Source organism: Myxococcus sp. SDU36, assembly GCF_030168875.1.
Lineage (GTDB): Bacteria > Myxococcota > Myxococcia > Myxococcales > Myxococcaceae > Myxococcus > Myxococcus vastator.
Map to the genome: position 1 here is coordinate 6,895,027 of NZ_CP077414.1, position 20,600 is coordinate 6,915,626.

At 70.9% G+C, this 20,600-nt stretch carries 14 protein-coding genes; 8 read left to right on the forward strand and 6 right to left on the reverse strand.

All coding sequences use genetic code 11. The features are described from left to right. The first annotated feature begins 199 nt into the window (after positions 1 to 199). The 3 genes from KGD87_RS28065 to KGD87_RS28075 all read left to right on the forward strand — a co-directional run bounded on the left by KGD87_RS28065 (position 200) and on the right by KGD87_RS28075 (position 3,635). Positions 200 to 568: a response regulator gene (locus KGD87_RS28065; RefSeq protein WP_284663989.1), complete on the forward strand. Its 369-nt coding sequence runs from the start codon at positions 200 to 202 to the stop codon at positions 566 to 568. 101 nt (positions 569 to 669) lie between these two features. After that, positions 670 to 2,817 carry a cation:proton antiporter domain-containing protein gene (locus tag KGD87_RS28070; RefSeq protein ID WP_284663991.1) on the forward strand — a complete coding sequence of 716 codons (2,148 nt, stop codon included), beginning with the start codon at positions 670 to 672 and terminating at the stop codon, positions 2,815 to 2,817. Then, the gene (locus tag KGD87_RS28075; protein WP_284663992.1) at positions 2,817 to 3,635 is read left to right on the forward strand and encodes a helix-turn-helix domain-containing protein; all 819 of its coding nucleotides are present in this window, start codon (positions 2,817 to 2,819) and stop codon (positions 3,633 to 3,635) included. The genes KGD87_RS28070 and KGD87_RS28075 overlap by 1 nt, the downstream gene beginning before the upstream one ends. A gap of 1 nt (position 3,636) precedes the next feature. On the opposite strand, the gene KGD87_RS28080 is transcribed toward KGD87_RS28075, so the two are convergent. Next, complete coding sequence (locus KGD87_RS28080) at positions 3,637 to 4,392, reverse strand: GNAT family N-acetyltransferase (protein ID WP_284663994.1); 756 nt, start codon at positions 4,390 to 4,392, stop codon at positions 3,637 to 3,639. 101 nt (positions 4,393 to 4,493) lie between these two features. On the opposite strand from KGD87_RS28080, the gene KGD87_RS28085 reads away from it, so the two are divergent. After that, the gene (locus KGD87_RS28085) at positions 4,494 to 4,952 is read left to right on the forward strand and encodes a hypothetical protein (RefSeq protein ID WP_284663995.1); all 459 of its coding nucleotides are present in this window, start codon (positions 4,494 to 4,496) and stop codon (positions 4,950 to 4,952) included. Positions 4,953 to 5,109: 157 nt separating this feature from the next. After that, a complete protein-coding gene (gene gyrB / locus KGD87_RS28090; protein WP_284663996.1) occupies positions 5,110 to 7,557 on the forward strand; it encodes a DNA topoisomerase (ATP-hydrolyzing) subunit B in 2,448 nt (815 codons plus the stop codon). A 93-nt stretch (positions 7,558 to 7,650) separates the two neighbouring features. On the opposite strand, the gene KGD87_RS28095 is transcribed toward gyrB, so the two are convergent. After that, positions 7,651 to 10,539 carry a protein kinase domain-containing protein gene (locus tag KGD87_RS28095; protein WP_284663998.1) on the reverse strand — a complete coding sequence of 963 codons (2,889 nt, stop codon included), beginning with the start codon at positions 10,537 to 10,539 and terminating at the stop codon, positions 7,651 to 7,653. 211 nt (positions 10,540 to 10,750) lie between these two features. On the opposite strand from KGD87_RS28095, the gene KGD87_RS28100 reads away from it, so the two are divergent. The 3 genes from KGD87_RS28100 to KGD87_RS28110 all read left to right on the forward strand — a co-directional run bounded on the left by KGD87_RS28100 (position 10,751) and on the right by KGD87_RS28110 (position 13,669). Then, positions 10,751 to 11,935: a hypothetical protein gene (locus KGD87_RS28100; RefSeq protein WP_284663999.1), complete on the forward strand. Its 1,185-nt coding sequence runs from the start codon at positions 10,751 to 10,753 to the stop codon at positions 11,933 to 11,935. Beyond that, the gene (locus KGD87_RS28105) at positions 11,935 to 13,047 is read left to right on the forward strand and encodes a metallophosphoesterase family protein (protein ID WP_284664001.1); all 1,113 of its coding nucleotides are present in this window, start codon (positions 11,935 to 11,937) and stop codon (positions 13,045 to 13,047) included. The genes KGD87_RS28100 and KGD87_RS28105 overlap by 1 nt, the downstream gene beginning before the upstream one ends. A gap of 97 nt (positions 13,048 to 13,144) precedes the next feature. Next, positions 13,145 to 13,669, forward strand: coding sequence for a hypothetical protein (locus KGD87_RS28110; RefSeq protein ID WP_176410720.1), 525 nt, complete (start codon positions 13,145 to 13,147; stop codon positions 13,667 to 13,669). A gap of 70 nt (positions 13,670 to 13,739) precedes the next feature. On the opposite strand, the gene KGD87_RS28115 is transcribed toward KGD87_RS28110, so the two are convergent. The 4 genes from KGD87_RS28115 to KGD87_RS28130 form a co-directional block, all read right to left on the reverse strand. Next, positions 13,740 to 14,912 (reverse strand): zinc-dependent alcohol dehydrogenase, encoded by a 1,173-nt coding sequence (locus KGD87_RS28115; protein ID WP_284664003.1) that lies wholly within the window; start codon positions 14,910 to 14,912, stop codon positions 13,740 to 13,742. A gap of 11 nt (positions 14,913 to 14,923) precedes the next feature. Beyond that, positions 14,924 to 15,733, reverse strand: a complete 810-nt coding sequence (locus KGD87_RS28120) for an SRPBCC family protein (RefSeq protein WP_284664005.1) — start codon at positions 15,731 to 15,733, stop codon at positions 14,924 to 14,926. Between the two features lie 270 nt (positions 15,734 to 16,003). Further along, positions 16,004 to 17,380 carry a beta-helix domain-containing protein gene (locus KGD87_RS28125; protein WP_284664007.1) on the reverse strand — a complete coding sequence of 459 codons (1,377 nt, stop codon included), beginning with the start codon at positions 17,378 to 17,380 and terminating at the stop codon, positions 16,004 to 16,006. Positions 17,381 to 17,401: 21 nt separating this feature from the next. Further along, positions 17,402 to 20,566, reverse strand: a complete 3,165-nt coding sequence (locus KGD87_RS28130) for a TonB-dependent receptor (RefSeq protein ID WP_284664009.1) — start codon at positions 20,564 to 20,566, stop codon at positions 17,402 to 17,404. Between the last annotated feature and the right edge of the window lie 34 nt (positions 20,567 to 20,600).

A 20,600-nucleotide genomic window follows, 5' to 3' on the forward strand; every position in this document is an offset into this window, starting at 1 on the left:
GCTCCGTGGGGTCCTGGAAAACCTGCCCGGCAACGCCCGGACGTTTACCAGCCAGCGCTCGGGAGGGCGCAGCGTGTTTTTCGCGACGTCGGGGGCGTGCGGTGGCCGTTACCGTGCCCGGGACAACGGCGCGGGATTCGACATGGCGGACGCGGGCGCGCGCTCCCCTGGATGGGCCGTTGGAGAAGGAGAGGCGTGAGTGAGCCGGCCGTTGCTGGTGGTGGATGACGACGCGGATCTTCGCGAGGCCCTGGAAGAGGTGCTTCGTGACGCGGGCTACACGGTGCTGGGGGCCAGCAATGGGAAGCATGCCTTGGAGGTGCTGGGCGCGGCCACGGAGCTGCCGGGGCTCGTCCTGCTGGACATGATGATGCCCGTCATGGACGGCGGCGCGTTCGCGCGGGCCATGCGTCAGGTGCCCCCCTGGCGGGACATCCCGGTGCTCGTCTTCTCCGCGTCAGCGAATGCGCGCCAGGTCGCGGATGAGATTGGCGCTTGCGGCCACCTGCGCAAACCCGTGGATGTGGAGACCCTCCTGGACGCCGTCAGCCGCCATCTGACGGGGTGAAGCAGGCCAGCAGGTCTCCCTTGACGCCCCGCGTTCCCTCCCGTTGACGCCTTGATATCCGGTTGGTAAGTGCCAGCTTAACACTTTACGTGGAGGGCCGGATGCACACCAACGCGCTCGCGCTGCTGATTTTGCAGCTCATCGTCATCATCGGTTTGTCGCGGCTCATCGGCCGCGGCGCGCGGTGGTTGGGACAGCCGCTGGTCATCGCGGAGGTGGTGGCCGGCATCGTCCTGGGGCCCTCGCTGCTGGGCTGGCTGGCGCCGGAAGTCATGAACGGGCTGTTCCCGGCCTCGTCCATGCCGGTGCTGACGATGCTCAGCCAGGTGGGCCTGGTGCTGTTCATGTTCCTCATTGGCCTGGAGCTGGACCCCCAGCTGCTCAAGGGCCGTGGGCGTGCGTCGGTGGCCATCAGCCACTCCAGCATCGTCGTCCCCTTCGCGCTGGGCGCGGGCGCGGGCGCGCTGTGGCTCTACAAGAGCCTGTCGTCGCCAGAGGTGCCCTTCACTTCGTTCGTGCTCTTCATGGGCGTGGCGATGAGCATCACCGCCTTCCCGGTGCTGGCGCGCATCCTCGCCGAGCGCGGGCTGCTCCAGTCGAAGGTGGGCACGGTGGCCATCGCCTGCGCGGCGGTGGATGACGTCACCGCGTGGTGCCTGCTGGCCTTCGTCGTCTCCATCGTCCGCGCGTCGAGCCTGACGCAGGCGGCGCTCACCACGGTGCTGGCGCTGGGCTACATCGCCTTCATGCTGTTGGCGGTGAGGCCCTTCCTCGCGCGCCTGGGCGCGCGGGTGGCCAGCCGGGAGGGCCTCACCCAGAACGTGGTGGCGGGCACGCTGGTGCTGCTGCTGGCGTCCGCGGGCGTGACGGAGCTCATCGGCATCCACGCGCTCTTCGGCGCCTTCCTCTTCGGCGCGGTGATTCCGAAGGAGGGCCGGCTGGCGGAGGCGCTGGCGGAGCGGCTGGAGGACGTGGCGGTGGTGTTGCTGCTGCCCATCTTCTTCGCCTTCAGCGGCCTGCGCACGCAGATTGGCTTGCTGAACACCGCGGAGGACTGGGTGACGTGCGGCGTCATCATCGTGCTGGCCTGCGTGGGCAAGTTCGGTGGCAGCGCGGTGGCGGCGCGGCTGACGGGGCTGCGGTGGCGCGAGGCGAGCGCCATCGGCATTCTGATGAACACGCGCGGGTTGATGGAGCTCATCGTCCTCAACATCGGCCTGGACCTGGGCGTCATCTCACCCCAGCTGTTCACCATGATGGTGCTGATGGCGCTGGTGACGACGTTCATCACCACGCCGCTGCTGAAGTGGATCTACCCGCTGGAGGAGCTCGCCCGCGAGCGCGTGGTGTTGCCGCTGCCGGTGGAGCCGGGCCCGCCGCCCTACAGCGTGCTGATGTGCGTGTCCCACGGGCAGGCGGGGCCGGGCATGGCCACCCTGGCGCGCTCGCTGACGGGGCGTGAGGAGGGCGCGCAGCTTCATGCGCTGCACCTGATGTCCCCGGAGCGCGCGTCCCTGCGCCCGGCGCAGCAGCGGGAACCCGAGGAGGACAGCGCGCTGACGCCGCTCTTGGGGCGGGCCGAAAGCCTGGGGCTCTCCGTGCGGCCGTTGTCGTTCGTCTCCGTCGACCCGGCTCGGGACATCTGCCGCACCGCGAAGGCCCGGCGCGCGGACCTGGTCCTGCTGGGGTGGCACAAGCCGCTCTTCAGCCAGACGGTGCTGGGCGGCACGGTGCATGAGGTGATGCAGGAGGCCCGGGGGCCGGTGGCGGTGCTGGTGGACCGGGGCCTGTCGGACATCCAGCGCGTGCTGGTGCCCTTCGTCGGCAGCCGGCATGACCGCGCGGCCCTGGCTTTGGCCCGGCGGCTGATGAAGCAGGCGGGCGCCGAGGTGACGGTGCTGCACGTGACGTCGGACCTCGGCGGAAACGGCGGGGCCCGGTCGCAGGTGGAGGAGCTGTTCCCGGCGACCGATGGCGGCGTGACGCTGAAGGTGGTGCGCAGCGACGCGCCGGATGAGGCCGCCCTGGGTGAGGCGCGCCATGGCTACGACCTGGTGATTGTCGGCATCGGCGCGCAGTGGGGGCTGGAGGACAAGGCCTTCGGCCTGCACCGCGAGCGCATCATCCGGGACGCGCCGGGCTCGCTGCTGGTCGTGTGTGACGCGTCGCCCGCCACGGCGGCGGAGCCCTCCCCTGAATCCTCCAGCAACGGGGCCAGCGCGGCCCGGGTGCTGCCCGCGAGCCGCTGATGCACCTGGGAGCCACCCTTCGGCTGTTGCGCACGGATGCGGGTCTGTCGCTGCGGGACCTGGCGCGCCGCATCGGCGTGTCCAGCGCGTACCTCAGCCGGGTGGAGAACGGCGTGGACGCGCCCCCCACGCCCGAGCGCCTGTCGGCGATTGCCCGCGAACTGCGAGTCCCGTCCTCGCTGCTGATGGACGTGGCCAACCGGCTGAGCCCGTCCGTGGCCGCCTACCTGGAGGAGGTACCGGGCGCGGGGGCCCTCTTCCTGGACATCGCCCAGCGGCGCCTGTCCAGGCGGCAGCTCGCGCGCGTGCGCGACTTCCTGGACGCGGAGTTCCCCGTGGCCCCAGGGCGGCGCGACGTGCCCGTGCCACCGCTGGCGCCCCTGCTGGCGCCGGAGCGCGTGGTGCTGCAGCTGTCCTGCGCGGGCTGGGACGACGTGCTGGACGTGGTGGCGGAGCGGCTGGCCTCCTCTCGGCCCGGCGCCGACGTCGCGCGGGTGGTGGAGGGCCTGAGGCGGCACCGGGAGGAGTCCTCGTGCGCGGTGGGGAGCGGGGTGGCGGTGCCGCATTCCTTCCTGCCGGGCGCGCTGCCCACCGCGGCGCTGGTGACGCTGGCCACGCCGCTCGCGGGCGATACGCCCGACGGCGAACCGCTTCGCGTCGTGGTGGCAGTCCTGGACGCCGAGCGGGGCGGCCCCCAGCTGGTGCGGCTGGCGCACCTGGCGCGGCTGGCGGCGCATGGGCTGGCGGACCGGCTGGTGGGGCTCAGCCAGCCGGCCCAGGTGCTCTCCATCCTGGCGGAGCTGGAGGCGCTGCGCTGACTCAGGCGCCCGGGCGGCCCCAGGTCTCCCACGCGCCCAAATCCCGGTAGCCCAGGCGCTGGTACAGGGGCTTCGCCTCCGGTGTCGCCTGGAGCACCGCGGCCGTCATCCCCCGTGCCCGTGCCTGGTGGTGCAGCCCGCGCATCACCTGCGCGGCCAGCCCCTGGCCCCGGGCTTCGGGCACCGTGGCCACCATGTAGATGCCCGCGGTGTCACCCACGTCCCGGGCCAGACCACACGCCAGGGGAACGCCCGCCGCCTTCGCGACCAGCGTGTGCACGGGCAGCCGCGGCGGCCGCAGCCAGACGTCGAGCTGGCGCCCCAACTGGCCCCACGTGCGCTTGTTGATGGCGACCATGTCGTCCTGCGTCTCGGAGACCTCCAGGGAGATGTCCGGAGGGACGTCGGGCACGTCCCCCAGCGCCAGGCCCATGGCGTCCATCCGGACCGCGTCGGGGCCGAAGCCGGCGGCCTCCAGCACCCGCCGGGCTTCGGGGTCTCCGGGCGGCAGCACCACGCGCCAGCCGGGCAGGTCCAGGCGCCGGTAGAAGTCCGTCAGGGCGGGAAGGGCGTCGCGCAGCGCCCCCGCGTCGTGGAAGAAGACCTGCTGGGCCCGCGCGTGCTCCGGGTGCTCCGGCAGGCAGAAGGCGTCCACGCCCGGCAGGCCCAGGTGCCGCAGCGTGCCCCGCTCCCGCTGAAGGTGCTTGAAGGCGATGACGTTCGACAGCAGGCGCGCGGACAGCTCGGCATTCGTCATGGGGCTTGGGAGCGTAGGGCACGCTCCGCCCGGCGGAGAACAGACGCGGCGCTCAAAACCGCGCACCCGCGCGCAGGGAGGATTAGGGTGCGGGGGCACTCATGAGCAGCCCGCGCTTCTACGCCTTCGACCCTCGCGCCACCCGCATCGCCCTGTTCGCGGGGGCCTGCGTGCTGGCCGTCCTCACCGCCTGGGCCCTGGCGGATGCCCGTGACGCAGGGGGTGTGCAGGCCGTGGCCCGCGCTGGCGTCTCCGCGGGGCTGATGTTGACCTTCCTGGTGTCCTTCCACCGCCTGCGGCCCCGCACGGGCTGGGGCGTCACGGTGGACGCGCGGGGCGTGCGCGTGGCCCGGCCCTTCAGCAAGAAGGCGCTGGACCTGCACTGGGGGCAGATTGACCACGTGCGCCGGATTGGCCGGAAGGGGAGCGTGCTCGCCCTGTTCCTCAAGGAGGAAGGCCGAGTGCTCGTCACCCGGCATCTCTTCGCCCGCAGGGCTGTTTTCGACGAGCTGTTCGCGGCGCTGGAGGACCGCCTCCCGCCGCCCCGTTTCGATGCCTGAACACCCCGTTTCCGGGGGCCGCCTCCCAGGCAGGCGGCCAGGCGGATTTCACGAATGTTTACGCAGCCTTGCGAGTCCTCGTTAACCTTGTTCGACGTGCCTTGAAGTGGTACGCACGGACCTGTTGCAAGGCTCCTTTTCCCAAGGACAGCTTCACATGGAAAAGACCCCCGCTACCGGCTCGGCGGTTGCTCCGCCGCCCGTGGAGTATGGGACGGACAGCATCACCAAGCTCGAGGGCCGCGAGGCGGTCCGGAAGCGCCCCGGCATGTACATTGGCGACACGATGACCTACGGGCTCCACAAGCTCGTGTACGAGGTCGTCGACAACGCGGTGGACGAGTCGCTGGCCGGGCACTGCACCGACATCGAGGTCGTCATCCACGTGGATGGCTCCTTGAGCGTGCAGGACAACGGGCGCGGCATCCCCGTGGGCCCGCACCCCAAGTTCCCCAACAAGGACACCCTGGAGGTCGTCCTCACGGAGCTGCACGCCGGCAGCAAGTTCGGCAACGGCGCGTACAAGGTCTCCGGCGGCCTCCACGGCGTGGGCGTCACCTGCGTCAACTTCCTCTCGGAGTGGTTCAAGGTCCGCGTCCAGCGAAACGGCGCTGTCTACGAGCAGTCGTACGCGCAGGGCATCCCGGACTCGCCGCCGCGCGAGGTGGGCACCACCGACAAGCGCGGCACGTACATCGCCTTCAAGCCGGACTCCACGGTGATGGAGCTGGTGGAGTTCAACTTCGACACGCTCAGCCAGCGTCTGCGCGAGCTGGCCTTCCTCAACGCCGGACTGCACATCACCGTCCGCGACGAGCGCACGAACAAGGAGCACGACTTCAAGTTCGACGGAGGCATCTCCTCGTTCGTGGAGTACCTCAACAAGTCGAAGCAGACGCTCCACGACAAGCCCATCGCCTTCAGCACGGAGCGCGAGGGCGTCGCGCTCGACATCGCGATGCAGTGGAATGACGGCTACGACGAGCGCATCTACACCTTCGCGAACAACATCAACACCCACGAGGGTGGCAGTCACCTGTCCGGCTTCAAGGCGGCGCTGACGCGCACGCTCAACAGCTACGCGGAGAAGGGCAGCCTCTGGAAGGACCTCAAGGAGACGCCCACCGGCGAGGACGCGCGTGAGGGCCTGTCCGCCGTCATCTCCATCAAGCTGACCACCCCCCAGTTCGAGGGGCAGACGAAGACGAAGCTGGGCAACAGCGAGGTGAAGGGCCTGGTCGAGCAGATGGTGAACGACCAGCTCGGCTCCTTCCTGGAAGAGACGCCCATGGTCGCCAAGAAGGTCGTGGCGAAGATTGGCGACGCCTGCCGGGCGCGGCTGGCCGCGCGCAAGGCGCGTGAGACGGTGCGCCGCAAGGGCGTGCTGGACGGCGGCGGGCTCCCCGGAAAGCTGGCGGACTGTCAGAGCCGCGACCCGAACGAGAGCGAGCTCTACATCGTGGAGGGTGACTCCGCAGGTGGCTCCGCCAAGCAGGGCAGGGACCGGCGCAACCAGGCCATCCTTCCGCTGCGCGGCAAGATTCTCAACGTGGAGAAGGCCCGCTTCGAGAAGATGCTCACCAGCGCCGAAATCGTGACGCTGATTACGGCCCTGGGCACGGGCATCGGCGCGGAGGACTACGACCCGGAGAAGGCGCGCTACCACCGCATCATCCTGATGACGGACGCCGACGTGGACGGCAGCCACATCCGCACGCTGCTGCTCACCTTCTTCTTCCGGCAGATGCCGGAGCTCTTGCAGAAGGGCTACCTCTACATCGCGCAGCCGCCGCTCTACAAAGTCACGCGCAACAAGAAGGACCAGTACGTCAAGGACGAGGCCGCGCTGAACGAGTACCTGCTCAAGATTGCCTCCGAGCACGCGCGGGTGCTGACGCCCGAGGGCGAGCTGGGCGGCGCGGAGCTGAAGGCGCTGCTGGAGAAGGTGATTACGTACGAGGCGCGCCTGGAGAAGCAGGCCAAGCGCCGGGACGCGCGCGTGGTGGACGCGCTGGTGCAGGGCGCGCGGCTGTCGGCGGAGACGCTGACGGACGAGGCGGCCCTGGAGACGGCGGTGAAGGCCGCCTACGACACCTTCGAGCGCCGCATGCCGGACGTGCTGGGCCGCGTGCGCCACGAGCTGGTGCAGGACCCCGAGCACCACACCAAGAAGCTGGTGTTCCACACCGACGTGAATGGCGCCATGCGGGAGTCGGTGTTCGACCACGCCTTCCTGTCGTCGCCGGAGTACGTGGAGCTGACGGCGCTGCGCGACGCCTTCGTGGCGCTGGGCAAGCCGCCGTACAAGGTCCGCGTGGATGCGGGAGAAATCACCGTCTTCTCCGTGCAGGAGGTGCTCGCCGCCGTCCGCAAGGACGCGCAGCGCGGGCTGGGCCTGCAGCGCTACAAGGGCCTGGGGGAGATGAACCCGGAGCAGCTCTGGGACACGACGATGAACCCGGCCACGCGCACGCTGCTCCAGGTGCGGGTGGAGGACGCGGTGGAGAGCGACGAAATCTTCTCGCTGCTGATGGGCGAGGCGGTGGAGCCGCGGCGCGAGTTCATCGAGCGCAACGCCCTGGACGTGCAGAACCTGGACATCTGAGTCCGTCCCGAGGAAAGACGCGTGGGCCCGGTGCCCTCTCGGCCCCGCGCCCACGTGCCTTTCCCGTCCTTGTCGAGCCGGCCCCCCGCGCTGCTACCGCTCCGAGCGGCCTGAGCCCCTCAGGGCCTCCGCGCGCTCCTTGCGGCTCATGGACGTCACGTCGACGATGTCCACCTCGAAGGCACCCCTGTTGTCGCTCACCTGGAGGTCGGGGAAGGTGCAGTGCAGGTCCTCCGTGTCCGTCACCTGGTAGCGCTTGCCAGTCTCGAGGACGCGGTGGGTGGCGCGCACGGATTCGGGCGCTGGCCCGCGCTCCATGCACAGCACCTGGTGGACGCGGCCGCTGGCACCGGGGCGCAGCTCCGCGATGTCGTCACGCACGGTGAGCAGGTAGGTGGAGCGCGGGTTGAGGCCGCGCAGCACCATTTGATGCTCGGGCTTCAGTTGCACCGCGTGCTCCTTCGCGTCGAAGGTGAACGAGCGCGGCGGCACGTAGGCGGACTGGCGGACGTTGATGCGGATGGAGCCGCTGTTGTCGTCCGGCCCGCCGTCATCCAGCGCGAAGACGTGGAGCTTGCGGGCGCCCTTGATGGTGCGCATCGACGTGCCGAGCAGGCCGAAGCTGCTGTCCACCGGCCCGTCACCCTCGATGAGGTAGGCCAGCGTGCCGGAGGCGGTGCGTCGGCCTTCGGCCATGGACGCGTTGCCCTGCGTCCACACCGAGTAGGTCGTGCTGGGGTTCAGCTCGATGCTGGCGGTGTTGTATTCGGGCAGGGGGACGGCGTTGTACTGGGGGCGCAGCACCAGCACGCGCGTGGGGTAGTCCACCTCGTGCATCGTCCGCTGCGGCGTCTCCGGCTCCACGGGCCCGTCTTGTGTGACGGCCACGTCCGTTGCCGCGCCCGCGTCCTCCTCCGGGGCGCCCGCGCCACCGTCCTCCAGCGAGGCGCCGCCAACTTCCGCCACCAGCGCTGCGCCCGCGTCCTCCTCCGGGGCGCCCGCGCCACCGTCCTCCAGCGAGGCGCCGAAAGCTTCCGCCACCAGCGCTGCGCCCGCGTCCTCCTCCGGCGCCGTCGCCACGGCCACCTCGACGGGCGGCGGTGGTGGCGGCGCGGCGATGGGCTTCAGCTCCGCCGTCAGCGGCTCCACCAGGCTCGACGTGGGCGTGAAGCGCTTCGTCCAGGGCAGGTGCCCGGGCAGCGTCAGGGCCAGCGTGTTGGTCTCGCCAATCTTGACCTCCACCATCAGCGGCGTGGCACCCTTGAGCACCTGGTCGTTGAGCCGCACGGTGGCGCCCGCGGGCTTGGAGGCGAGCCACAGCGTGGTGGTGGAGGCGTACGCGTCGTCGAACGTGGACTCGCGCGCGATGACGAGCTTGTAGAACACGCCGACGAGGAGCAGCGCGGCGGCGGCATAGATGACGGACATCGTCACGATGCGCGCCTTCTCCTTCCCCTTCGCCACGCGCGCGGCCTCTTCGCGCGCCAGCGCGTCCCGGGCGTCGTCCACGGTGGTGCGGTAGCCCTTGCCACTCCAGGTCCCCACCGGGTGCGCCTGGGTGGTGGGCTCCTCGGCCTCGGCGGCGGGCACTTCGATGGGGGTGTCGCGCGGCGCGGCCTGGGTGGGGAGGGGCGCTTCGCCCGCGTCGGTGCTCGGCTCGTCGCCCAGCTCCGGCACGGGGGGACCGGGGCGCTCGGCGGTGTACGTCCTGCGGGCGCCGCCCTCGGAGCGGGGGAGCTGGGACTGGGTGACCCGCCGCACGCCGCTGCTCGTGGGACGGCGCACCCCCGGGTTGCTCCTCGCGGGGCGGCGGCCTGCTTCGCTGCCAGGGCGTCCGCTGTCGCTGCCAGGGCGCCCGCTGTCGCTGCCAGGGCGTCCGCTGTCACTGCCGGGACGGCTGCGCACGCCGGGGCTGGAGCCCCGCTGGGCGTTGCTGGACGGGAGCCGCGCGCGGCCCTGGGTCGCTTCCGTGACGCCCGTCTGCCAGGCGGCGAGCTGCTCCTGGAAGGTGGGGGACACCTCCACCCGTCGGCCCTCGGCGGCCAGCTCCTCGGGGAAGAGGTGCGCCATGAGCTGCGACAGCAGGGTGGGGGTGAAGCGCGGGTTGTCGCGGTAGAGCAGCTCCACCAGCGACTCGCTCAGGTCCTTCGCCGTCTGGTAGCGCGCCTCGCGGTCCAGCGCCAGGGCGTGGGAGATGACCGTCTCCACGTCCTCGCTGAGGGTGGGGTTGTGAGCGGACGGTGGCAGTCGGTCGCCCATGAGGATGCGGGGCAGGACGGTGACGAACTCCCCTTCATAGGGGCGCTTGCCGCACACCATTTCGTAGAGGACGACGCCCGCGGCGTACACGTCGGTGCGCGCGTCCAGGTCCTGCCGGCCCTGCGCCTGCTCCGGGGAGAAGTACGGGTACTTGCCCTTGAGGGTGCCGGGAGACGTCTTCGCCTCCACCGCGCTCGTCACCTTGGCGATGCCGAAGTCGATGACCTTGACCTCGCCCTCATAGGAGATGAGGACGTTGTCCGGGGACACGTCGCGGTGCACCAGGCCCAGCGTCTGCCCGTCGTCGCCCACGTGGCGGTGCGCGTAGTCCAGGCCGTCACAGAGCTTGCTGGCCACATGGAGCGCCAGGGACTCCGGCAAGAAGCCAATGCCCATCCGCTGGGCGCGGCGCAGCACCTTGGACAGGGGCTGGCCCTGCACCAGCTCCATGGCGATGAAGTACTGCCCGTCCACCTCACCGAAGTCGAAAATCTGCGCGATGTTGCTGTGGCTCATGCTGGCCACCACGCGCGCCTCGCCGATGAACATCTCGACGAAGTCCGCATCGTCGACGAAGTGCGGGAGGATCTGCTTGATGACGCAGGGCTTGGTGACGCCCGCCGCGCCCGTCATCCGCGCGCGGTAGGTGACAGCCATGCCTCCCGCGGCGATCTTCGAGAGGAGGACGTATTTACCGAATTGCTGAGGGCTGTTTTCCGCCACGGGGTAGGAGCATACCTTCCTTCCGGGGAAAATCTCGGTTCCAGATTGCACTCTGTGCAAAGTTTTTCAGGGTTGCCGAGGTGTGAGGCTTCACAATTCTTCACGCAGGGCGCCTGCCGTGCGGGGGCCCAGCGCGGTTATCTAGCGGACCCGCCTGCGCTTGCCGGCGGGCGGGGGCGGCCGGTCCCTCACGGAGAAAGAGGCGTCGCCGATGGTGTCCGAGCTCCCCCTTCGCTCGCGGTGGGGCGCCGTGTGGCTGAGTGGAGTGCTGCTGTTCTCGACGCCGGGCCCGGCCCGAGGTGGAGATGGCGGCCCGGACGTCTCTGTGGATGCGCCCCTCCAGGCGCGGGTCGGCCCCTCCCAGCAGCCGTTGGCGCAGGTGCCTCCGCCGCCCCCGGAGCGCCCCGACTTCAAGCCGCTGGCGGTGCCGGTGGCGGTGGTGCCGGGGTTGCTCTTCCACGGGCTGGGGGCCCTGGTGGCGGGGGACGGCCAGACGGCGAAGCGGCTCTTCGCCATGGAGGGCGCGGGCCTGGGGCTCATCGCGCTGGGCGGGGTGCCCATCGCCCTGACGGGCGCGTCGCGGCGCACCATTGCGCCGCTGTACGCGGTGACGCTGGCGGGCTTCAGCGTGCTGGGCATCTCCGCGCTGGCCAACCTGTATGCGGTGACGGCGCCGGCGTTCGACCCGGGCGTGGCGCCGCCGCTGCTTCCGCCGCTGGAGCTGGAGGTGGGCTACCAGTATGTGAATGACGCGGCCTTCGACTACCGCCACTTCCTCACGGTGGGGGCGCAGGCCCGCTTCGACTCGCTGCGCCTGCTGGGCGCCGTGCGGGTGGACCCGTCCGAGGGCAACACCCAGGTGCGCCTGGGCGGGGCGTGGCGGCTGCTGGGCGCGCCGGAGCGCTCGCTGGCGGGCACGGATGGCAGCGCGCTGGACGTGGAGGCCTTTGGCCAGTTCCACCGCTACCCCACCGAGGGCTTCGCGCTCATCAGCGGAGAGGTGGCGCTGCGGGGCCGGCTGGCCATGTCGCGCATCAGCCCGGCCCTGGCGGGCTCCTTCGCGGAGGTCAGCGTGGGCACGTCGGCGGAGGCCATCACGTACCCTGGCGCGGTGAGCGACGGGAACCTGCACGAGCAGCTGCTCTTCACCTTCGGCTACGGCGTGTGGCTGGGCCGGGGCGGGCCCTTCCGGGGCGAGGCGATGCTCTATTACGACCACCGCAAGGACTCCTTCGCGGGCGGCATCCGCTCGCGCGGTGGCGGAATCGTGGGCGCCTTTGGCCTGCGGGGCCGGGCGCTGCTGACGGATGACTGGGGCGTCGCCGCGGAGGTGCAGGGGGGTGGCGCGCTCGTGGGCCGGCTGTCATTGATTCATGCCCTGGGAGGTGAGCGGTGATGCGCGTGGGTGTGATGGCGGGAGTGCTGGCGGCGCTGGTGTCGTCGGGCTGTGGCATGCGGCCCGCGGAGAACCGCGCCGTCGCGGATTCCAAGGTGGGACAGGCGCAGCAGGGCGGGGTGACGCTGTCGGTGGCGGACGGGCTGGCGACGGTGCGCGAATTGGCGCCGGGCTCGCTGGTGCTGTGGGGCAACGCGCCGGCCTTCACCGCCCGCATCGACGTGGGCGCACAGGCGCCGTCCGACTGGCTGGTGACGGTGCGCAACGCGATGCCGGACGCGGTGCTGGTGGCCCAGGAGGAGGGGGGCGCGCCGCTGGCGCAGGAGGCCCTTCCCCAGGCGCTGCCCACGGTGAAGGTGTGGCGCGTGGCGCTGCGCGCGGGGACGACGGCGCGGCTGTCCGTGGCGCCGCCGGATTCGGAATCACCAGAGCCCTTCCGCTTCCTCGTGCTGGCGGACGTGCAGGAGGCCCTGCCGCGCGTGGGGGACATCTACGCGCGCATGCGGCGGGACGACGCGGCGCGCTTCATCCTCTTCGCGGGTGACCTCACGGAGTCCGGCACGCGCGACGAGCTGCTGGAGTTCCAGGAGCGGCTGGAGGCGGGCTCGCGCATCCCGCTGTACGCCACCCTGGGCAACCACGAGACGTTCACCCGCGACGCGGCCGAATACCACGCGCTGGTGGGGCGCGGCAGCCAGAGCTTCGTCTTCAAGGGCGTGCGCTTCTCGGTGGTGGACTCCAGCAACGGCACGCTGGACCCCGGCGTGGAGGAGCAACTGGAGGGGTGGCTGGCGGCCTCGCGGGACGGCACGCACGTGGTGGCCATGCACGTTCCTCCGCAGGACCCGGTGGGCCTGCGCGGCGGCGGCTTCGCCAACCGGGGCGAGGCCGCGGGTTTGATGGGGAAGATGGCGCGCGCGGGCGTGGACCTCACGCTCTACGGGCACATCCACTCCTATTATTCATTCACCAACGGGGGCATCCCCGCCTTCATCGTCGGCGGCGGAGGCGCCATTCCGGAGACGTTCGACGGGGTGGGCCGGCACTACCTGTCCGTGGAGGTGAGCGCGGACGACGGCTTGCAGCAGGCGGCGCTGGTGCGCGTGGATTGATCAGTAGGGGTGCTGTTTTAGCCTACCCTCTTGATCTGACACTGAACATCTGGGCAGATAGGGGCCACCTTCCCGCAAGGAGCCAGGAGGCCCGCGCATGTTCGACTCGAACGAGAACGACCCCATTTCCCCGGCGCTGCGTGCGCTGCTCGAGCTGTTCACCACGGAGCTGGCGGAGGTCCGCTTCCCGGACATGAACGGCGAGGTGCTGGACGCCGCGGCCGAACAGGTGCGGGAGCAGGCGGAGGCCGTGGCGCGCGCGCAGGCGGCGCTGGAGTCCGCGCGGCAGGCGCTGCACGAAAGCCAGGAGGCGCTGCTCCAGAAGGGCCAGCGGGCGCTGGCGTACGCGCGGGTCTTCTCCGAGGAGAACGTGGAGCTGAGCGCGAAGCTGGACGGCATCCACCTGCCGCGTGCCGCGCGCAAGGGCGCCCGGGCTGACGGCGCGGCGGCGGACCCCGCGAGCGCGGCGCAGGGGAGCGATGAGAACGCGCCCCGCCGCCGGGGCCGTCCGCCCAAGGCCCGCGCCGCCGCGGGGGCCTCCCTGTTCGCGGACGGGTCCACGCCGGAGGCGCTCGCCGCGGCGGCGCACCACACCGGCAACGGCATGTTGTCCGAGGCCTGAGCGGGGCTGCGGATAAACGAAGCCGCCCGGTGTGTCGCGGCCACCGGACGGCCTCGCGAGGACTGGCGCGTCAGTTGGGCAGGAACACCGCCCGGACGCAGCCGTCCTGCTTCTTCTTGAAGAGCTCGTACCCCTTCGGCGCATCCTCCAGGGAGAACCGGTGGGTGGCGAGGAAGGACGGGTCCAGCTCGCCCTTCACCACGTGCTCCAGCAGGCGCGGCAGGTACTTCTGTCCGTGCTGCTGGGCGGCGCGGACCGTGAGGCCCTTGTTCATGAGGGCGCCCATGGGGAACGCGTCCATGAAGCCGTAGACGCCCAGCACGGACAGGATGCCGCCCTTGCGGCACGCGAGGATGGCCTGCCGCAGCGCCTGGCCCCGGTCCGTCTGCAGGTGCAGCGCCTGCTTCGCGCGCTCATACGCGGCGCCCACGCCGGTGCCGTGCGCCTCCATGCCCACCGCGTCGATGCAGGCGTCGGGGCCTCGGCCGCCGGTGAGCTCCTTCAGCACGTCCTGGACGCTGTCCACTTCTTCGTAGCTGATAGTCTCCGCGCCCACCTTCTCCCGCGCCAGCTTCAGCCGTTCGGGGAAGCGGTCAATGCCAATCACCTGCTCGGCGCCGAGGAGGAACGCGGCCTTCTGCGCCATCAGCCCCACGCCGCCGCAGCCCCACACGGCCACCGTCTGGCCGGGTTGGATGTCGCAGAACTCCGCGCCCATGTAGCCGGTGGGGACGGCGTCGGAGAGGAACAGCGCCTGTTCATCCGTCACGCCTTCGGGCACTCGGAAGCAGTCGTTGTCCGCGTGAGGGACGCGGACGAACTGCGCATGCGCACCCGCGTAGCCGCCGAAGGCGTGGGTGTAGCCGTAGATGCCGGCCGTCTGGGAGCCGAACAGGGGCTCCTGCAGTTCGCCCTGGGGGTTGGTGTTGTCGCAGAGGGACCAGAGGTCGTGCTGGCAGTACCAGCAGCTTCCGCAGCAGATGAAGGATGGGACGACGACGCGGTCCCCCACCTGGACCTTCTTCACCGCGGGCCCCTTCTCCACGACGGTGCCCATGAACTCGTGGCCGATGACGTCTCCCTTGCGCATCGTCGGGATGTCGCCGTCGATGAAGTGGAGGTCGGAGCCGCAGGTGGTGGACATCCTCACCTGGAGGATGACGTCGTGCGGGTTGACGATGCGAGGGTCCCCCACCGTCTCCACGCCCAGGTCGTTGATGCCGTTCCAGCAGAGTGCGCGCATGGGCAGGTTCCTCAGGAGGCGTAGCCGCCCTCGCGAGCGGCGGGGTTGGGCCGGGTGGTGGGAATCTCGCCTGACTCGACGAGGCTCTTGAAGCGCTTGAGGGCCATGAGCGCGAGCGCGGCGGGCACGGCGCCGAGCCACTGCACGGCCTTTTCGCCCAGGACGCCGCCCGGCGGGTCGAAGACGAAGCGGAGCGTCACCTCCGTGCCCCAGTCCCGCGGCGCGGGGCGGAAGCGCACCCAGCCTTCGTTGGGCAGGGCCGTGTCCCCCACGGATTGCCAGCGCAGCAGCTCACCGGGGCGCTCCTCCACCACCTGGGCGTGCCATTCGAACTCCTTGCCGAGCACGCCCGGGACCTTCCAGTGCTGCAGGCCCTCGCCGGAGGACGTGACGTCGGCGAAGTGTCCCATCACCTGGCTGAGCGTCTCCGCGTCGAGCCAGCGGCGATGCAGCGCCTCCGGCGTGCCTTGAATGGTGATGGAGCGCTGGAGCACCGTCAGCTCGACGGTGGCGTCCCGGCCGCGTTGCCGGCGGAGCTTCCGGACGACGACGCCGTGCCTGCGGACGTAAGGCGCCTGCTCGGTCCGGGTGCCGCGGAAGAGCAGGCCGCCACCGGCCAGGGCCATGGCCACGCCGCCCAGCCTGCCGCGCTGGAGGCCCAGCGTGAGCAGGGCGCCACCCGCGAGCGCGGAGACGAGTTGCGGGAGGCGCTCCTCCGAGGTGCGCTGGCCGTCGCGGCGAAATGGGCTCCACCGCTGGCTTCCGCCGCGTGGGGACACAGCGGGAGAGCGGGCTCCTGGCTGCTGAATCGTGTCACGCATGGCGGTGGCTCCTCCTGGGCAGGCAGGAGTCGGGCCCGCCACCGGAGAAACGTTGGGGGAGCCGCCGGGGATGACAACCCCGCGAGGGCGGGCCGCGCGGGGCGGTGGGCCCAGGGACGCCAGGAGGCTCCGGGGGCGCTGCAAAGGCCACGGCCCGGCCGGGTGCCGTCGCCGGAGCCCCCCTCCGCGCGCCGCACTCGACCGGGCCATGGGACCGGGCCCCCCACCCGCGTTCGGTGGAGGGGCCCGGCTCAGCTCAGCGTGGGGACGTCAGTTCTGCGGGAAGGCCGTCCAGCCGGCCAGCCAGTTGGTGGTGCCCACCGCGCCCACGAAGCGGGCGGAGGTGTCGAAGCCCGCCGGCGGCGTGGCGGCGGAGTCCGGGTTGAGCGCGGGCGAGCCGGCCACCGGCATGAAGTTCGGCGCCGTCAGGTTGAGCGCGTCGGTGAGCTGCGGGTCCACCACGCGGTTGTTCAGGCCGGAGGCCAGCACCTTCTCCGGCTCGCTGAAGTTGGACACGTCCGGGTTGGTGACGTTGCCGCCCGCGTCCACGGTGGGGTTCGGCACCGCGGGGATGGAGGCGGTGTCACCGCGGTTGCTCCAGAAGAACGCGTTGCGCAGGTACAGCTCGGGCGTGGCCGCGTTCCACAGGGCCGCGGAGGCCGTGCCGCTCACGTCCACGGCGAAGTCCGCGAAGTGGGCGACGATGATGTTGTTCAGCTTGCCGCCCGCGCCGGTGTTGAACACCATGCCCGCCTGCACCGGGCTGGTGCCCGACGGACGGCCCGAGCCGATGAAGGTCGCGTTCCAGATTTCCGGCGTGGAGCGCGGCGTGGCCGCGTTGTCGTTCCGGTTGCCGGACGCCTCGATGCCGAAGTTGCCCACCACCGCGTTCTGCTGCGCGATGAAGAACTGGATCTTCCCGTTGTAGCCCAGGTCGTAGTCCAGCGAGTCGTCATCCGCCTGGGTGACGACGGCGTGCGACAGGTTGGCCGAGCCACCGAAGAACTCGATGCCGTCGTCCGCGCCCAGGTGCACCTGGATGTACTTCAGGTCGGTGTCGCTGCCGCAGCCCCCCACGGTGAGGCCGTTGAGCTCGTTGTCCTCGGCCAGCTCGAAGCCAGCGAACTCGATGCGCGCGTAGTTCAGCTTGCCGCAGTCGTGCGACCCGTCGGGGGTGGCGCCGCCGCCGTAGCGGGTCAGCGGGTTGCCCGCGGAGGCGAAGAAGCCCTCCACGGTGTTCTCGCCGCCAGCGACGTTGACGTGGCCCTTGCCGAGGAGGACCACGCCGCCCCAGTCGCCCGACGCGCGGCTGCCCACGGGACGCGAGCTGGTGAAGACGATGGGCGCCTGGGCCGTGCCCACCGCGTGGATGCGCGCGTTGCGGGTGATGACGAGCGCGCTGCCCTGGTCACCCAGGATGCGGGCGCCCGGCTCGATGGTGAGCGTGCCGCTCTCCACGAAGATGTAGTTCTTCAGCGTGTACGTGTGGCCAGCCTTCCAGGTGGTGTCCTGGGTGATGTTGGCGGACACGTCCTCCGTGGTGCTCGGCGGCGGCGGGGCGGGGGGCGTGTTGTCATCGTCGTCGCCGCAGGCGGGGGTGAAGGCCAGGGCGGAGAGCGTCAGGAGGGATGCAAAGAGGCGCTTCATGGGAGTGCTTCCTTTCGCGGGTTAAAGTGACCAGCCCAACGACGCGCTGAAGGCAACGCCAGGCTTGTACGACTGCACGACTACCGAGTCCTGGCGGAGCGTGACGGAGGAGTTGAAGAGGTTGGCCGCGGTGAGCTTGAGCTGCGCGGAGCCCAGCTGCTGGGCCACGGAGATGTCCACGCGGTGGAAGGGACGCTCGTAGACGTCGGGGAGCCGCTGGACGCCCACCTCGCTGATGCGGGGGCCGTAGACGTTGTAGAGGACGGTGAGCTCGGTGCCGCTCGCGGGCCGCTGGTAGCCGACGTTGAAGTTGACCACGTAGGGCGACTGGCCCTGGAGCGGGCGCCGCCGGTTCGTCTGCGCGCCCACCACGCTGGCGTCACCCAGGTCCACCTCGGAGCGGATGAGCGTGAGGTTGGCGCCCACGCGCACGTCACGGAGCGCGTCGGTGACGCGCGCCAGGGACGTGCGGGCCTCCAGCTCCAGGCCGTAGGTGTCCGCGCCCGCGGCGTTCCTGTAGCTGAGGTCCTGCGCCTCCGGGTTGTTGATGACGCGCTCGATGGGGTTCTCGAAGCGCTTGTAGAAGGCGCTGGCGGCCAGCACCTCGTTCTCACCCGCGAACCACTCGACGCGCGCGTCCACGTTGTGGATGCGCGTCTGCTCCAGCTCCGGGTTGCCGGACACGTTCCGGCGGCGCACGAAGTCGAAGTAGATGAAGGGCGCCAGCTCGCGGAACGTGGGCCGCGCCAGCGTGTAGCTGTAGCCGCCACGCAGGTTCACCGTCGGGGTGAGCGCGTAGATGGCGTTGAGGGCCGGCAGCAGGTTCGCGTAGTCGGCGCGGTTCTCCACGCCGGAGGCGCCGGTGAACGGGTCCTTGAGCGTCAGCACCTGGTTGGAGGTCTCCAGGCGCACGCCGCCCACCAGGCGCAGGGCCTCCAGGGGCTGGATGTCCGCGGAGACGTAGCCCGACAAGATGCCCAGGTACGCGTCATACGCGTCGTCGGCGCGGGTGGAGTCACGCACGTTGATGCTGGTGCCCATGTTCTCCGGCGCGAAGAGCTGCTCGGGCGGGAGGCTGCGGTCCACGGGCGTGTTGCCCAGCAGGTAGCGGAAGCGGCGCGCGCCGAAGTCACGGAAGGACACCTGGGCGAGCCCACCGGCCTTCAGCTTGACGGCGGAGAAGGGCACGGTGACGTTGAGGCTGCCACCCGTGGACGTCTCACCCAGCTCGGCGAAGAAGCGCTCGCCGCTGTTGGGCTGGTTGGGGAAGGTGGGGACCGTGCCGGGGACGTTGAAGTTGTTGCTGTAGAGCGTGTCGCGGGTGTCGGGCTCGTCGCGGTCGACGCGGGACACGTTGGCCTGCCAGTCCAGCTCGGCGTCACCCAGCAGCCCCAGGCGGTGGAAGCCGCGGAGCTGGTTGAAGAAGAGCTGGCGGCTGACGAACTGGAGCCGCGTGCTCTCGGCGCGCTCGGTCCGGATGATGTTGGTGGAGGCCGCGGTGTGCGTGCGCGTGTCGGTGCCGCGGGTGTAGAGGCCGAACCAGGTCAGCTCGTTGTCGCGGTCAATCTGGAAGCCCACGCTACCCAGGCCGCTGAGGCTGGCCGTCTCGAAGCCCTGGGTGTTGTTGGCCGACTCGAAGGCGTAGAGGGTGTCCGTCTCGTCGCGGGAGGCGCGGGCGAAGGTGCCCTCCTGGACGCCGTCGCGGTGGCCGTAGTTGGCGCTGGCCAGGTAGCCCAGGCGGCTGTTGCCGAAGCGCAGGGTGTCACCCACCGACACGCCCAGGCCCATGTTGGGGAGCGCGGTGGTGCGGCGGGCCTCCCAGATGTTGGGGAAGCTGCGGTACTGCTGCGTGAGCACTTCGAGGGACTCGCCGGACGCCCCGAGCTGGGTGTCGCGCGGAATCGCGCCGGGGAGCTGGCGGCTGGCGCTGGGGAAGCCCATTGCCTCGCCGAAGCCGCCCTGGGCCTGGCTGTTGCGCTCGCGGAACGTCGTCACGGAGTCGCCGCCCAGCGTGATGCGCGGCCTGAGCTCGAACTCGCTCGGGTAGGAGTTGGTCTCGATGAGCAGCGTGCCGCCGCCGAAGGTGCCGGGCAGGTCCGGCGTGTAGCTCTTCACCACGTTGAGGTTGGCGAGCAGGCTGGTGGGGAAGATGTCCAGCGGGACGCTGGGCTCGTCCGGCTCGGGGCTGGGCAGCAGCGCGCCGTTGAGCAGCGTGGTGCTGTAGCGGCCCCCCAGGCCGCGCAGCAGCACGTAGCGGCCGTCCACCACCGTGGCGCTCACCACGCGCTTCACCGCGTCGGAGGCGCTGGAGTCCGGCGTGCGCGCGATTTCCTGCGCGCTGATGGCGTCCGACATGGCGGCGGCCTTCTTGCGCTCCTGGAGCAGCGCGCCCTCGGCCCGGCGGTCCGCGCGGGCCTCGACGACGACCTCCTGCACCGCGCCTTCGTCCGCGCCGAGCGCGATGTCCAGCTTCGTCGCCTTGCCCTTCGACACCACGACGCCGGTGATGCGGCGGCCCTGGTACACGTCATAGAAGACGCGCAGGTCGTACTTCCCGGGCGGCAGCGCGACCCGGTAGAAGCCGTCCAGGTCGGTGAGCACCTGCTTCTGGGCGCCCGTCACGACCTTCACGGTGGCCTCGATGAGGCCCTCGCCGCTGGCTTCGTCCGTCACGCGGCCGTGGATGCCGGTGAAGCCCGGGGGCGGAACGGCGGACTCGGCCAGCATCGCCTCGTCGCTCATGCCCTCCATGGACTCATCGGCGGGCGCCGCGGGCTGCTGCGCGGTGGGGTCGGCCTCGGTGCCCGGCTGCTGAGCGGTGGGCGCGGTCTCGGTGCCGGGCTGCGCGGCCGTCGGCGACGCTTCGGTGCCCGGCTGCTGCGCGGTGGGGTCGGCCTCGGTGCCCGGCTGCTGCGCGGAAGGCTCCGCCGCGGTGGCCGGAGCGGCAATCCCAGACGGCTGCGTCGCGGTGTCCGTCGGCTGCGGCGGTTGGGTTTCCTCGGGTTGGGGGAGAGGTTGCGTGACGGGGTCGACCGCGGGAGCGGGAGCCGGGCCCGGAACGCCGGGCGCCTGTGCGAACACGGGCGTAGCTGTCATGACAAGCGCGGCCACGAAGGCGCGCAGGGGGGCGGTGCGAGACAACACGACACTCCTTACCGAGGTGTGCGTAGAGAACGCGACACGCATGGCATCTGGATGAAGGGGCTGTGACGATTCAGGC